The 13,759-nt window shown below is 73.8% G+C and carries 13 protein-coding genes and 2 pseudogenes; 12 read left to right on the plus strand and 3 right to left on the minus strand.

What is annotated here, in order from left to right; genetic code table 11:
* Position 1: 1 nt before the first annotated feature.
* Positions 2-1,582 carry a glycerol-3-phosphate dehydrogenase/oxidase gene (locus KYY02_RS19310; protein ID WP_371239461.1) on the minus strand — a complete coding sequence of 527 codons (1,581 nt, stop codon included), beginning with the start codon at positions 1,580-1,582 and terminating at the stop codon, positions 2-4.
* Positions 1,579-2,187 (minus strand): TetR/AcrR family transcriptional regulator, encoded by a 609-nt coding sequence (locus KYY02_RS19315; protein ID WP_371239463.1) that lies wholly within the window; start codon positions 2,185-2,187, stop codon positions 1,579-1,581. The genes KYY02_RS19310 and KYY02_RS19315 overlap by 4 nt, the downstream gene beginning before the upstream one ends.
* A gap of 82 nt (positions 2,188-2,269) precedes the next feature.
* Here KYY02_RS19315 and KYY02_RS19320 point away from each other — a divergent pair, with 82 nt between their 5' ends.
* The 9 genes and pseudogenes from KYY02_RS19320 to KYY02_RS19360 form a co-directional block, all read left to right on the plus strand.
* Positions 2,270-3,862, plus strand: coding sequence for an FAD-binding oxidoreductase (locus tag KYY02_RS19320; protein WP_371239465.1), 1,593 nt, complete (start codon positions 2,270-2,272; stop codon positions 3,860-3,862).
* A 470-nt stretch (positions 3,863-4,332) separates the two neighbouring features.
* Positions 4,333-4,926 (plus strand): DUF488 domain-containing protein, encoded by a 594-nt coding sequence (locus KYY02_RS19325; protein ID WP_371239467.1) that lies wholly within the window; start codon positions 4,333-4,335, stop codon positions 4,924-4,926.
* 61 nt (positions 4,927-4,987) lie between these two features.
* The gene (locus KYY02_RS19330; RefSeq protein WP_371239469.1) at positions 4,988-5,332 is read left to right on the plus strand and encodes a hypothetical protein; all 345 of its coding nucleotides are present in this window, start codon (positions 4,988-4,990) and stop codon (positions 5,330-5,332) included.
* A 125-nt stretch (positions 5,333-5,457) separates the two neighbouring features.
* On the plus strand, positions 5,458-7,689 hold the full coding sequence (katG, locus tag KYY02_RS19335) for a catalase/peroxidase HPI (protein ID WP_371239471.1): 2,232 nt from the start codon (positions 5,458-5,460) through the stop codon (positions 7,687-7,689).
* Positions 7,690-7,822: 133 nt separating this feature from the next.
* Positions 7,823-8,053, plus strand: a complete 231-nt coding sequence (locus KYY02_RS19340) for a hypervirulence associated TUDOR domain-containing protein (RefSeq protein ID WP_371239473.1) — start codon at positions 7,823-7,825, stop codon at positions 8,051-8,053.
* 5 nt (positions 8,054-8,058) lie between these two features.
* Entirely contained in the window at positions 8,059-8,400 is a 342-nt protein-coding gene (locus KYY02_RS19345) for a DUF3140 domain-containing protein (protein WP_371239569.1), read from the plus strand.
* Positions 8,401-8,874: 474 nt separating this feature from the next.
* Positions 8,875-9,837 carry a YihY/virulence factor BrkB family protein gene (locus tag KYY02_RS19350; RefSeq protein ID WP_371239475.1) on the plus strand — a complete coding sequence of 321 codons (963 nt, stop codon included), beginning with the start codon at positions 8,875-8,877 and terminating at the stop codon, positions 9,835-9,837.
* A 148-nt stretch (positions 9,838-9,985) separates the two neighbouring features.
* Complete coding sequence (locus KYY02_RS19355; RefSeq protein ID WP_371239477.1) at positions 9,986-10,519, plus strand: hypothetical protein; 534 nt, start codon at positions 9,986-9,988, stop codon at positions 10,517-10,519.
* 747 nt (positions 10,520-11,266) lie between these two features.
* A pseudogene (locus tag KYY02_RS19360) lies at positions 11,267-11,533 on the plus strand (cellulose binding domain-containing protein); the annotation flags it as partial.
* Positions 11,534-11,596: 63 nt separating this feature from the next.
* Here the strand turns inward: KYY02_RS19360 and KYY02_RS19365 are convergent.
* Entirely contained in the window at positions 11,597-12,019 is a 423-nt protein-coding gene (locus KYY02_RS19365; RefSeq protein ID WP_371239479.1) for a DUF350 domain-containing protein, read from the minus strand.
* 392 nt (positions 12,020-12,411) lie between these two features.
* Here KYY02_RS19365 and KYY02_RS19370 point away from each other — a divergent pair, with 392 nt between their 5' ends.
* The 3 genes and pseudogenes from KYY02_RS19370 to KYY02_RS19380 all read left to right on the plus strand — a co-directional run bounded on the left by KYY02_RS19370 (position 12,412) and on the right by KYY02_RS19380 (position 13,668).
* Entirely contained in the window at positions 12,412-12,768 is a 357-nt protein-coding gene (locus KYY02_RS19370; RefSeq protein WP_371239481.1) for a hypothetical protein, read from the plus strand.
* 161 nt (positions 12,769-12,929) lie between these two features.
* A pseudogene (locus KYY02_RS19375) lies at positions 12,930-13,250 on the plus strand (ricin-type beta-trefoil lectin domain protein); the annotation flags it as partial.
* Positions 13,251-13,254: 4 nt separating this feature from the next.
* A complete protein-coding gene (locus tag KYY02_RS19380) occupies positions 13,255-13,668 on the plus strand; it encodes a hypothetical protein (RefSeq protein WP_371239483.1) in 414 nt (137 codons plus the stop codon).
* Positions 13,669-13,759 lie beyond the last annotated feature (91 nt).

Below are 13,759 nucleotides of genomic sequence, written 5' to 3' on the forward strand. Positions count from 1 at the left end.
CTCAACCGCCCTGTGGCAAGGCCCCGTCGACGAGTTCGCGCACCGCGTCGAGCGCCGCGGCCCGGTCGGCGGGGACGAGCCCGATGCGGGTGCGGCGGTCGAGCACGTCCTCGTCGTCGAGCGCTCCCTCGTGGCGCAGGGCCCAGAGCAGCTCGGCGCCGGTGACCGGGTACCCGGGCAGCACGGGCTCGCCCAGCCGGGGGTCCCGCGCGCCGAGTGCGTGCACGGCCGGCGCCTCGGTGCCGTACCGCCGGACGAGGCGGCGGGGCGCGGGCAGTCCGGCGAGGACGTGCGGCGGCGCGGCGCCCACCAGGGGCAGGGACACGGTGGGCGACGGGCCGGCCGGCAGCCCCCGGACGCGGACGGCGGTGTCGACGGCGTCCTCGGCCATCCGCCGGTAGGTGGTGAGCTTGCCACCGACGACGGTGACGACGCCCTCGCAGGAGGTGAGCACCGCGTGCCGCCGTGAGAGGTCGGCGGTTCTCGGCGCCGTACCCGAGCGCGCCGCAGTGGTGTCCAGCAGTGGCCGCAGCCCGGCGAAGGCGCCGGCCACGTCGGCACGGCGGACCGGCGCGTGCAGGACGGAGCCCAGGACGTCGAGGAGGAAGCCGATGTCCGTCTCGGGCGCCCGGGGGACCTCGGGGAGGTCGCCCTCCACGGGTTCGTCGGTGAGGCCGACGTAGACCCGGCCGTCGTCCTGGGGCAGGACGAGCACGAAGCGGTTGCTCTCCCCGGGGATCGGGATGTGCAAACCCGCGGTCAGCGGGCCGAGGCTCTCGGGGCGCAGGACGAGGTGGGTGCCCCGGGAGGGGCGTATCCGGACGCCGTCGACGAGGCCGCCCGCCCAGACACCGGACGCGTTGATCACCGCGCGGGCGCGGATCTCGCCCTCCTCGCCGGTGAGTTCGTCACGGACGCGGGCGCCCGTCGAGGTCAGCTCCAGGGCCCGGACCCGGGTCAGGATCCGTGCGCCGCGCCCCGCGGCCGTACGGGCGAGGGCGGTCACCAGACGGGCGTCGTCGGTGAGCCGGCCGTCCCAGGACAGCAGGCCGCCGCGCAGCCCGTCGTGCCGCAGCGCGGGCGCGAGGTGAAGGGTCTCCACCGCGCCGGTCCGGCGCGGCGGGGGCAGGGTGGACCGGGCCGTGCGGGCGGCCAGGCGCAGTACGTCGCCGGCCCGGAGACCGGCCCGGGCCAGGGCGGCCTGACCGCGCGGGACCAGCGGGGTGAGGGGCAGCACGAACGGCTGGGCCCGTACGAGATGGGGTGCGGTGCGCTCCATCAGCACCCCGCGTTCGACCGCGCTCTCGTGGGCGACGCCGAGCCGTCCGGAGGCGAGGTAGCGCAGCCCGCCGTGGATGAGCTTGCTGCTGAACCGGGACGTGCCGAAGGCCAGGTCGTGGGCGTCGACGGCGATCACGTCCAGCCCGCGGGCGGCGGCGTCCAGGGCCGCCCCGGCGCCCGTGGCGCCGAGACCGACGACCAGCACGTCGACGACGGGGCCGCCGACGGAGTCGGCCAGTTCACGTGCGCGCCGGCCGGCGGACAGGGACGAGGCGGGGGCGGGGCCGTCGGGGGAGTTCATGGCGTGAGGGTCCTCTCCAGGATGTCGCGCAGCTCGCCGAGGAACGCCTCGGAGGCGAGCTCGGGGTCGTCCTCGTCGGTCATGGTCCGCAGGGACAGGGTGAAGGACTGCACGATCAGCAGCACCGACCGCGCCTGCCGTTCGGGGTGGGCGGCGTGCACCGAGCCGTCGGCGTGCCCCTCGCGCAGGGAGCCGGCCAGCAGTTCCAGCAGGGCCTCCTGGCTCGCCCCGCGGCGGTCCAGCACGTAGGGGAGGAGCAGCTCGGGGTCCACGTCGAGGATCTTCCGGAAGAGCGGGTGGGCGCGGAAGGCGCGGACCGCAGCCACCAGCCCTTCGGTGATCACCTCACGCGTGGGCACGCCCGGCCGGTGACCGGGCAGCGCCCCGGAGGCCACCGCGATCCACTCCCGGGTCATCAGGTCACCGACCAGCGACCGCACGTCGGGCCACCGCCGGTACAGGGTCATCCGGGAGACCCCGGCGCGGCGGGCCACGTCGGTGAGCGTGGTGCGGCGGACCCCGACGGCCAGGACGCAGTCCCGCACCGCGTCGAGCACCACGTCGTTGTCCGAACCGCCGGAACTGTTGTGACGAATGTGCGTCATGTGTCACAGTGTAACGCCGCGGCGGCCGTCGGGCGGCATCCGCGGCCCCGTTCATTCCGACCGACCGGTGAGGACGAGAGCCATGGACATGCTGTGGAGCGGCTGGGGGGACCCGGCCGAGGCGACGCCGCTGCCCGACACGGTGATCGGGCTGTTGCGCGATCTGCTCGGCGTCGAGCCGCGCGGGGCCGGACCCCTCGCCCTCGAGGACCTGGCCGTCCCGCGGAGCCCACTGACGCCGGCCGCGCACCGCGCCCTGACCGGGGTCCTGGGCGACGCCGCCCACGTGCGCACCGACGCGGAGGCCCGCATCCGGCACACGCGCGGCAAGTCCACCCCCGACCTGCTGCGCATCCGCGAGGGCGACGTCGCCGCGGTCCCGGCCGCCGTACTCCTGCCCGGCGGTCACGACGAGGTGCTCGACGTCCTGCGGGTGTGCGCCGGACACGGCCTGACGCTGGTGCCGTTCGGTGGCGGCACCTCCGTCGTCGGCGGTCTCGCCCCCGAACGGCACGGCCCTCTCGTCGCCCTCGACCTGCGGCGCATGGACGGTCTGCTCGACCTCGACCCGCTCTCCCGCACCGCCACCCTGCAACCCGGCCTGCGCGCCCCGCGGGCCGAGGAACTCCTCGCCGAACACGGCTTCACCCTCGGCCACTTCCCCCAGTCCTACGAGTGGGCCACCATCGGCGGCTTCGCCGCCACCCGCTCCAGCGGCCAGGCGTCCGCCGGATACGGCCGCTTCGACGAGATGGTGCTCTCCCTCACCCTCGCCACCCCCGAGGGCACCCTCGACACCGGCCGCGCCCCCCGCTCGGCCGCCGGACCCGACCTGCGCCAGCTGGTCCTCGGATCGGAGGGCGCGTTCGGCGTCATCACCTCCGTGACCGTGCGCGTCCGCCCCGTTCCGCGGACCGCGGTCCACGAAGGCTGGCACTTCCCCTCCTTCGAAAAGGGGACCACGGCCCTGCGCCGGCTCGCCCAGGACGGGCCGCGGCCCACCGTGCTGCGGTTGTCCGACGAGACCGAGACGCTGATCGGCCTCGCGGACCCGGAGGCGATCGGCTCCGGCGGACGACAGGCCGCCGGCTGCACGGCCATCGCGGGATACGAAGGCACGGAGGAGGACACCGGGTACCGCAGGGAGCGCGCCACGGCCGTCCTGCGCGAGTGCGGCGGCACGCTCCTGGGAGAGGAGCCGGGCCGGCGCTGGGCGCACGGACGCTACTCGGCCCCGTACCTGCGCGACGCGCTCCTCGACGCCGGGGCCTTCGTGGAGACGCTGGAGACCGCGACGTTCTGGTCCCGCGTCCCCGGGCTGTACGCCTCCGTGCGCGACGCGCTCACCGCCACCCTCACCGGAGCCGGCACACCGCCCCTGGTCATGTGCCACATCTCGCACGTCTACGAGAACGGCGCCTCGCTCTACTTCACCGTGGTCTCCGCCCGGGGCGAGGACCCCGTGGCGCACTGGGCGCGCGCCAAGCACGCTGCGGGCGAGGCGATCCTCGCCGCCGGCGGCACCATCAGCCACCACCACGGGGTGGGCACCGACCACCGGGACTGGTACGTCCGCGAGGCGGGCCCGCTCGGCATCGAGGCCCTGCGTGCCGTGAAGCGGCGACTGGACCCGGCGGGGCTGCTCAACCCCGGTGTCCTGCTGCCCGCCGACTGATCCGGAACCCCCGGCCGTTCGTCCCCTCGCCGTCGGCCCGACCCGAAAGGCATCCCGGTGCGGCAGCTCACCGTCGTCGAACCCACCGCGGGCGCGGCCACCGAAGCGGCGGTCCCGCTCGCCCCGGCCGTGGAGGAATCCGCCGCCGGCGGGGAACCCGTGCGCGAGGTGCTGCGCCGCAGGGCGTCCGGCCCGGGGCGGACGGCGGTGGACAGGAGGTGGGTCCGCGTGCTGGAACGGTACGGCTTGGAGCCGCGCCACGAGGACGCGTCCGTCGTCCTGGGCGACCGTCCCTTCCACGCGCCGGCCCGCGCGCACGCAGACGGTGTGCGGCGTGAACCCGTACCTGTCGCCCGAAGTCCTCGAAGGGCTCGGGGAGACCGCGCCGGAGGCCTGCCCGGCACCGGAACCGGGCCGGCGCCGCGTCCGCCCGGAGCCCGCCGTCCGACCCGGCCGCCAGGAGGTGCCCCATGACCCCGCACGAGTTGTCGGCCTTCGGCCACGGCACCGCGGACCGGGAAGCGCTGACCGCACTGCTGTACGACGCGGGGATCTCCGCCGTCGTGGACGTGCGGATCGGCCCCGGCAGCCGCCGCGATCCCGACCTGGCGCGGACCAGGCTGGCCGAATGGCTCCCCGAGGCCGGCATCGCCTACCGCTGGGAACGGGACCTGGGCGGCTTCCGCAAGCTGCCGCCCGACTCGCCCGACACCGTCTGGCGCAACGCCTCCTTCCGCGGCTACGCGGCCCACACCCGAACCCCTGAGTTCGTCACCGCGATGGACACCCTGCTGGAGCAGGCCGCCCGTGAGCCCACCGCGGTGATGTGCAGCGAATCCGTGTGGTGGCGGTGCCACCGGCGGCTCATCGCCGACTTCGCCGTCCTGGCCCGCGATGTCCCCGTACGGCACCTGATGCACGACGGACGTCGCACACCGCACCACCCCACACCGGGCGTACGCCTGCGCCACGACGGGCTGTTGGTCTACGACGACACCGAAGCCGCGTCGCACGGGAAGGCGGCGGAGCGCAACCCGGAAGCCACCGACCGTTACCGGACGTGACCCAAGACTGGACCTGTTCGTTCTCTGGAATTATTCGTGTCCTGAGCTATAGGTTCGGCGCATGACCGCATCCCGGCCGCCGACCGTCGCCGAGGAGTTCCGCGGAGCGGGCCTGCGCGCGACGGCCGTCCGCGTCGCCCCCCTCGACACCGTCCGCCAAGGCGGCCGCTTCGCAGCCGGCGCGCTCGCCTCCCGAGCGCGCCGGCACCCGGGGCATGTGCCCCCGCAAGCGGTGTACGAGGCGTTGGACGCGCCCACCGACGCGGGGCTCGTGCGCCGTGTCGAGCCGGCCGGCGGCCCCGCACGCCACGAGGACCGGGTCGGGGGCAACACCACCACGTGGTGTGCCGTTCCCACGGCGTCGTCGCCGACGTCGACCGCGCGGTCGGTGGCGCGCCCTGTCTGACCGCGTCCGCCGCCCGCGGTTTCACGATCGACGAGGCCGAAGTCGTCCACCGGGGCCTGTATCCCGGCTGTTTTGCCTCCCGTAGTAGCCGAACTGCGCGAACCTCTTCGCCCGGAAGGACTTCCATGACCGAGAACCACGACGCGATCGTCACCGAACCCAAGACGGAGGAGGCGGGGGGCTGCCCGGTCGCGCACGGGCGCGCCCCGCACCCCACCCAGGGCGGCGGGAACCACCGGTGGTGGCCCGAGCGTCTCAACCTGAAGATCCTCGCCAAGAACCCGGCCGTGGCGAACCCGCTCGGCGAGGACTTCGACTACGCCGCGGCGTTCTCCGCCCTCGACCTCCCGGCGGTGAAGCGGGACATCGCGGAGGTGCTGACCACCTCGCAGGACTGGTGGCCGGCCGACTTCGGCCACTACGGCCCGCTCATCGTCCGGATGGCCTGGCACAGCGCGGGCACCTACCGCATCAGCGACGGCCGCGGTGGAGCCGGGGCCGGACAGCAGCGCTTCGCCCCGCTCAACAGCTGGCCGGACAACGCCAACCTCGACAAGGCCCGCCGCCTGCTGTGGCCGGTCAAGAAGAAGTACGGCAAGAGCCTGTCCTGGGCCGACCTGCTGATCCTCTCCGGCAACGTCGCCCTGGAGTCGATGGGTTTCACGACCTTCGGCTTCGCCGGCGGCCGCGCCGACGTCTGGGAGCCGGAGGAGGACGTCTACTGGGGCCCGGAGTCCACCTGGCTCGGCGACGAGCGCTACACCGGTGACCGGGAGCTGGAGAACCCGCTCGGCGCCGTCCAGATGGGCCTCATCTACGTCAACCCCGAAGGCCCCAGCGGCAATCCGGACCCGATCGCCTCCGCCCGCGACATCCGCGAGACGTTCCGCCGGATGGCGATGAACGACGAGGAGACCGTCGCCCTGATCGCCGGCGGCCACACCTTCGGCAAGACCCACGGCGCGGGCCCGGCCGACCACGTCGGCCCCGACCCGGAGGCCGCCGGCCTCGAGGAGCAGGGCCTCGGCTGGAAGAACACCTTCGGTACCGGCAAGGGCGCCGACACGATCACCAGCGGCCTCGAGGTGACCTGGACCGACACGCCGACCGCCTGGGACAACAGCTTCTTCGAGATACTCTTCGGCCACGAGTGGGAGCTGTTCCAAAGCCCCGCCGGCGCCCACCAGTGGCGGCCGAAGGACGGCGCCGGGGCCGGCACCGTGCCCGACGCCCACGACCCCTCGAAGAGCCACCAGCCGACGATGCTGACCACGGACCTCGCCCTCCGCTTCGACCCGGTCTACGGTCCGATCTCGCGGCGCTTCCTGGAGAACCCGGACGAGTTCGCGGACGCCTTCGCCCGCGCCTGGTTCAAGCTCACCCACCGCGACATGGGGCCCAAGGCGCTGTACCTCGGCCCGGAGGTGCCCTCCGAGACCCTGCTGTGGCAGGACCCGCTGCCGGAGCGCACGTACGACCCGATCGACGCCGCGGACACCGCCGACCTCAAGGAGCGGGTCCTCGCCTCGGGCCTGTCGGTCTCCGAGCTGGTGTCGACGGCGTGGGCGTCGGCCTCGTCCTTCCGCGGCAGCGACAAGCGCGGCGGCGCCAACGGCGCGCGCGTCCGCCTGGAGCCGCAGCGCGGCTGGGAGGCCAACGACCCCGACCGGCTGTCGACGGTGCTGCGCACGCTGGAGGGCGTCCAGGAGTCCTTCAACTCCGCGCAGACCGGCGGCAAGCGGGTCTCGCTCGCCGACCTGATCGTGCTGGCCGGCGCCGCGGGCGTCGAGAAGGCCGCCAAGGACGCCGGCTTCGACATCGAGGTCCCGTTCACGCCGGGCCGCGTGGACGCGTCGCAGGAGGAGACGGACACGGAGTCCTTCTCCGCGCTCGAGCCGACCGCCGACGGCTTCCGCAACTACCTGGGCAAGGGCAACCGCCTGCCGGCCGAGTTCCTGCTCCTGGACAAGGCCAACCTGCTGACCCTGAGCGCCCCCGAGATGACCGTCCTCGTCGGCGGCCTGCGGGTCCTGGGGGCGAACCACCGGCAGACGGCGCACGGCGTGTTCACCACGGCCCCCGGCACCCTGACCAACGACTTCTTCGTCAACCTGCTCGACCTGGGCACGACGTGGAAGTCGACGTCCGAGGACCAGACCCTGTTCGAGGGGCGCGACGCGGCCACCGGTGAGGTCAAGTGGACCGGCACCCGTGCCGACCTCGTGTTCGGATCGAACTCCGAGCTGCGCGCGCTCGCCGAGGTCTACGCGAGCGACGACGCCGGGGAGAAGTTCGTGAAGGACTTCGTCGAGGCGTGGGACAAGGTCATGAACCTCGACCGGTTCGACCTCGCCTGATTCCCGTCGTCCCGCTGCTCCGGGCCTGCCCTCCGGGGCCGGCCCGGAGGCGTGCCGCCCTCCGAGATGCGCTCGGGCCGTCGTGCCGCCAGGGTGGAACCGAGTCGACCACCGTGCGAAGGAGGCACCTGGGATGGGCAAGGGAAACGGCCGCGGGAAAGATCTCCACCGGGGCGACGAGGTCGCCTGGAGCAGCCACGGCAGCGAGACGACGGGCAAGGTCGAGAAGAAGATCACCGGGCGCACCGAGGCGGCCGGGCGCACGGTCGCCGCCTCCGAGGAGGAACCGCAGTACGAGGTGCGCAGCGAGAAGTCGGACAAGCCGGCGGTCCACAAGCCCTCCGCGCTCAGGAGGAAGAAGTGAGCGCGGTGGAACCGGAACGCGCGGACGAGACGTGGGACGAGTTCCGTGAGCTGGTCAACATGAAGCCGGCCGACCTCGAGAAGTGGCTGGCCACCGACGAGTCCCGCAGCGCGGGACAGCACGCGGAGGACGGTGAGTCGACCGGCCACGCGTCCGGCCGCCGTATCGTCGCCATCCTCCGCGCCGGGAGGAAGGACCTCTCCGACGACGACTACGCGCACATGCGCAAGGTCGTCGGCTACATCCGCCGCCACCTCGCCCAGCGTCCGTCCGGCGACGTACGGGACACGCGCTGGCGCCACTCGCTGATGAACTGGGGCCACGACCCTCTCGACGACGCGTCCTGAGACCACCGCCCCGGATCGCCCGCCGGGTCCCGAAGTCGCACGACTGTGCGGGATCCGCCCCGGCAGGGGCAGCCGGTGAGTACAACCACCGTGCACCGCCGCAGCGCCGTCCTCACCGCACCGGCCGTGTGAGCAGCGGACGGACGTCCCGTACGAGGTCCGGCAGGTGCGCACGACGTGCCCCGAGCCCGTCGACCGCGCTCTCCCGGCCGGCGGACAGGGCGCGCCCGGGCCCCCGCGTGGACGCCCGTCACCTCCCGCGAGGGCAGCACGGTGTGCGCGTCGGGGCGCTTCGCGGACCCCGGGGCCGGGGCGGGACCGTGGAACGAGGACCTCCTCGCGGAACCGCTCGCCCCGGCCCTCGCCGGCCACCCGCACCCCATCGCCGACCGCCTGCGGGCGAGAGGTGTGGCCGGGAGGAAACGGGCCATCAAAGAGTGGAGCATAGCCACTCGATGCGAGGAGCGTCCGCGTATGGGAACCGTGGTCCACGTCCCGCAGACCCGGGACATGATCGGAGAGGAACTCTCCGGGGACGAGGCGTTCGCCGCACTGCGGCACTACGGGGGCCTGCGGCTGCTGACCGACTCCCTCGCCCGCTTCCGCTACGCGGACGGCTTCTCCAACGCGCGGGCGCTCGCCTTCCAGTTCGTCCTCGGCATGGTGCCGTTCACCGTGGCGCTGGTCGGTCTGGCGACCTCCGTGCACACCGAGAGCGTGGGCCGGGTCATCGAACTCACCCTCGCCCGGATCGTGCCCGGTGCCAGCGCCGACGTCCTCGAGGACGCCTTCGGGGGGACCCGGCGCAGCGCCCACGACGACGTCGGGAGCGAGCTGGCGCTCTGGCTCGGCCTGGGCTTCGCCCTGCAGAACCTCGCCTCCGCCATGGGCCAGATCGAGCGGGGCGCCAACCGCATCTACGGGATCGAACGCGACCGCCCCCTCCCCCGCAAGTACGGCAGGGCCGTCCTCCTCGCGCTCACCGCGGGCCTGCCGCTGGTCCTCGGGTTCGTCGTGCTCGTCGCAGGCGACGCGGTGGGCGACGCGGTGGTCCGGGTGACCGGGGGATCCGGCGGCGCGGGGTGGTGGACCGCGCTGGAGCTGCCGGTGGGGCTGGCACTGGCGTGGGTCGCCTCGGCGGTGATCTTCCGCTGGTCGCCCCGGCGCGTCCAGCCCGGCTACACCTGGCTGGCCTTCGGCTCGGCCGTGCATCTGCTGCTGTGGGTCGCGGCCACGTGGCTGCTCGCCCTGTACGTCGAGGGCAGCGGCGCGTTCGGCGCCCTGTACGGGCCGCTCACCGCCTTCGTCGCGCTGCTGCTGTGGGCCTACCTCACCGCCGTCGCCCTCTTCCTCGGCATCGCCTTCGCGGCCCAGCTCGAGGCGGCGCGCGCCGGTGTCGACGCGGCGGTCCTCCCGGATCCGGGACCGGGCGCCTGACCGGCCGGGGCGAAGACGTCCGTCCGGAACTGGGCGTGGCGCCTGCGCGTTGTCGGTATGAGGTTGCACAATAATCGGAAAAGGAGATCAACTCCGGCGCCGCGCTGGGTAGACGGTCTCGTATCCCGGCTCCGGAAAGGTCCTGCTGATGTTCGCCACCGTCGACCGTCCGAACACCCTCGTCGCCCTGCCGACCGCGCACCGCCGACCGGATCACCGTCGTGGTGCACCGATAACGACCGAGTTCCCGGCCGTCCCCTCGCGGTCGCGCACCCCGGCCGCCCCTTCCCGGCCGCGCCCTTCGGCCGACACCACCCGCACCGACGTGCTACGCATCATCTCCGACCCCCGCACCCCCACGTACGTCACCGAGTACGCCAACGGCCGCCGCAGGTACAGCTACTGGCGCCCGCTCGACTCGGCCACCGGCACGGGGGGCTGTTACGCCGCCCTGCCCACCGCCGAGTGCGACGCGTTGCACGAGGCCGGACGGATCACCCTCGGTGAGCCGGTGGTGGACCCCAACCGCACGACGTACCGCGTCCGCCCCGCCGCCCGCGCCCAGCCGACCGCCCGCGCCCAGCCGACCGCCCGCGCCCAGTCCGCCGCACGCCCCGAGCCGACCGTCCGCACCCGGCCGGAGCCGGCACGCCCGGTACGGGAACGCGCCCGCGTGGCCTGACCGGGGCGGCGGCGCCGAGACTCGGCCGTGCCACCGGCGTGCCGCCCGTGACCGGATTCGTGTCCTGCTGCGGACCGTGGTGGTCGCGCGGCCGCATGTCGCGCGGAAGCTTGGCTCCCGATACCGTGTCCGGACGTGGTGTCTCGAGGTGGGGTTCCGGCCTCAGGGCAGATCGTACGCGGCCTTCGGCTTTCGACGGGATCCCGGAGGAGCCGGTCTCCGACGGGCTCGCCGACGCTATTGTCATGTTCCTGAAGTAACCCCCGCTCCGGGGGCGGTCCCATCCCCTCGGGGGCGCTGGTGCGCTTCCCCCCGGCACCGCTCCTGGCCCGAGCGGCCGCGGTTCTCGCGGGGGCGGTCAGCGGTCGCGCTCACCATGCCGACGGAGGAGCCGGGCAGCGCCGGCGCCGGAGTCTTCCGTGTCCTCCCCGGCGAGAGCGGCGCGCAGGTCTGCAAGGCGCTGGGCGCGGGCGGCGACACCGGCTACCGGTCGGGCGTACAGGGCGGCACCCACTGCGCGGCCCGGCCCGGAACGGCGCACGCCACTGCAGCGGGGCATCCAGAAGGTCCTGCTGGAGTCCGGGGCTCCACGGGGATGTTCGGGGTCTCCCCGGCCAAGTCCGGTGACTTCTCCGGCCGGCGGGACCGGCAGCTTCCGGACCTCGTCGACGGCGGCGCGAGCGGAGACTGCGTTGACGGCGGCACAGAGGGAGGCGACACGGGTCCTGCACCGCCGCCTGCCGCACGGTCGGCAGCCGGTCCGGCGGCTTCCGGGGCGAGGTGGCCGTACGCGACGACGGCGACGGTGTCCTCGACGGCTGGACCGTCGGCCTGACGCTCACGCCCGGCCGGTGCACCGGCAGCCGCCGGGACACCGGGACCGGCGGAGCGGTCACGGTGCGCGACAGCGACGAGGACGGCCCCGTGGCACCGGGCTCCACGACCGCCTTCGGCTCCACGGCCACCGGCGGCTCCTCGACGGCGCCGCACACGCTCACCTGCGCCGGCCCCTGAACCGCCACCGCCCGTCCTGCGCGTCCCGGGACGCGCAGGACGGGCGGCACGAAGGCATCCGCGTCAGGCTATGGAGGCCGAAACGACGGCGGCCACGGCGAGGTTGCAGGACGCCGTCACCCAGACCGCAGGGTGGGGCTCGGGTTCGACCAGCGTGGCGCCGAGCCGCCCCGGGGTGATGAGATCCACCACCAGGAACGCCACGGCCATCATCACCAGACCCAGCACGCCGAACGCCGCGGTCGACACCAGCCCCTTGCCGAAGTCCTCGTACGTGGTCCAGATCGACGTGAACACGATCCCGCCGATGCCGAGCAGCGCGGAGCTCAGCACCACCGCGGCGTTGCGGTTGCGCTCCTGCCAGATCTGCCGGCCGAGCTTTCCGGGCGTCAGCACGTCGACCAGGACGATGCCGAGGACCAGCAGAACCAGGCCGAGAGCGCCGTAGGCGGTGGCACGGCCGAGTCCGTTGACGATGTCGCTCATGGGGGTGCCGGCTCCGTAGCGTGAGGGATCGTGAGTGATCGCGGTCAAGGGCGACCAAAATGTAGCGCACCCGTCCGGCCCCCGTGCCGGGTGCTCCGTCACGGCCTCCGGCCGATGTCCTCCGCGCGGGCGACGAAGGGGGGCGGCGCCGTTCCTCTCCTCCGGCCCGCCGGCAGCGTCCTCGCCACCGCGGCCACGACCGGTTTGTGCGCGACCATGTCCCGCCCTCCAACGGCCTTTCCTCTTGCGGGAAATGTGGCGCATGGTGGCGCGAATGAGCGGCGACTCCACTGCATGCAAGGGAACTTGTTCGACTCGCGGGCAAGGAGTCATGCCTGAGCGCATCCGGGGCATCAGAAGTCGGTCGGACGGACCGAGAAGGAGGACCCGCCATGAGCAGGGGCAGCCGCACTCTCATCGCCCTGTACGTCACCGTCGCCCTCTGGCTCTCCTTCTGCACCGTACGTACCTGGGGCATCGTCCCCCTCTGGACCACCCTCGCGATGACGGTCGCCTCGTTCGCTCCGGTGATCGGTGTCGTGCGGGAGACCGTCATCGCCGACGAACGGCGCGCCGTCGCCGTCCTGCGGGAACGGGAGGGGCGCCGGGCGGCGTGGCGTGACGCGGCGGCCGCCGCGCTCGCCCGGGCCGAGGCGGAGGCCGCGTGCTGCGAACGCTGGTGGACGTCGTGCGCGACCGAGCACGACCCCCACTGCGCGCACCGGACCTCGTGGGGCACGACGGCGTGAACGGACGCCCGGAGACCGGCCCGGGTGCCGCATCCTCCCGTCCTGGTCCGTCCCAGGGGCTTGACGCCCTCTTGTCCCACTTCCTGAATCAGGTAGGTGCACCTTCCCCCACAACCTCGGTCGGCGTAGCCGGTCATCCGGGTCGCCGTACGGAAAGGGAGAGCCACGGCACGGCCGTACAGCTCTACGACTGCAACGGCACCTCCGCGCAGAACTGGACCGTGGGCTCCGACGGCACGATCCGCGCCCTGGGCAAGTGCCTGGACGTCGCCTCGGGCGGTACGGCCGACGGCACCCCCGTGCAGCTGTGGGGCTGCAACGGCACCGCCGCCCAGAAGTGGGTCGTCACCGGGGCGCGCGACATCGTCAACCCGCAGGCCGACAAGTGCCTGGACGTGACCGACGACAACCCCGCCAACGCCACCCGCCTGTGGATCTGGACCTGCACGGGTGCCGCCGACCAGAAGTGGACGGTGGGCTGAGCCCGTGAGACGTCCCCGCTCGGCCCCGGGCTGGACCACGGCGGTGTTCGGCCTGCTCGCCGCCGTTCTCGGCACGGTGGGCCTGGTCTCGCCGGCCGCACAGCTGTCGGTGCTCGGCCTCGCCACGCCCGGCGAGCGGGGGAGCGGCGACCACACACCGGCGTTCGTGACGGCGTCGTCGATGGCGGCGCTCAACATGGGCGTGTACTACGTGCTGGCCGCGCTCGCCGACTGGCGGGCCTTCTTCCGCTGGACGGTGCCCTTCAGGCTGCTGACCTGCACGGTGTTCACAGTCGCCGTGATCGGCGACAGGGCGCCGACGGCTTTCATCGGCGTGGCGGTGTGGGAGGGTCTCGGAGCTCTCGCGACGGGCGCCGCCCTCCGGTACGAACGGCGGGACGGGCCGGACGCGAGGTGAACACGGCGCCACCCCGGTCCGCCCCGGGGCGGCGGGTGGGTGCGGGGCCGGTCACCGCCGGGCCGCGGCGGAGGCGGACCACGGGTGGGCG

The sequence above is a fragment of the Streptomyces pimonensis genome (assembly GCF_041380215.1).
In the GTDB taxonomy this organism is placed as follows: domain Bacteria; phylum Actinomycetota; class Actinomycetes; order Streptomycetales; family Streptomycetaceae; genus Streptomyces; species Streptomyces pimonensis.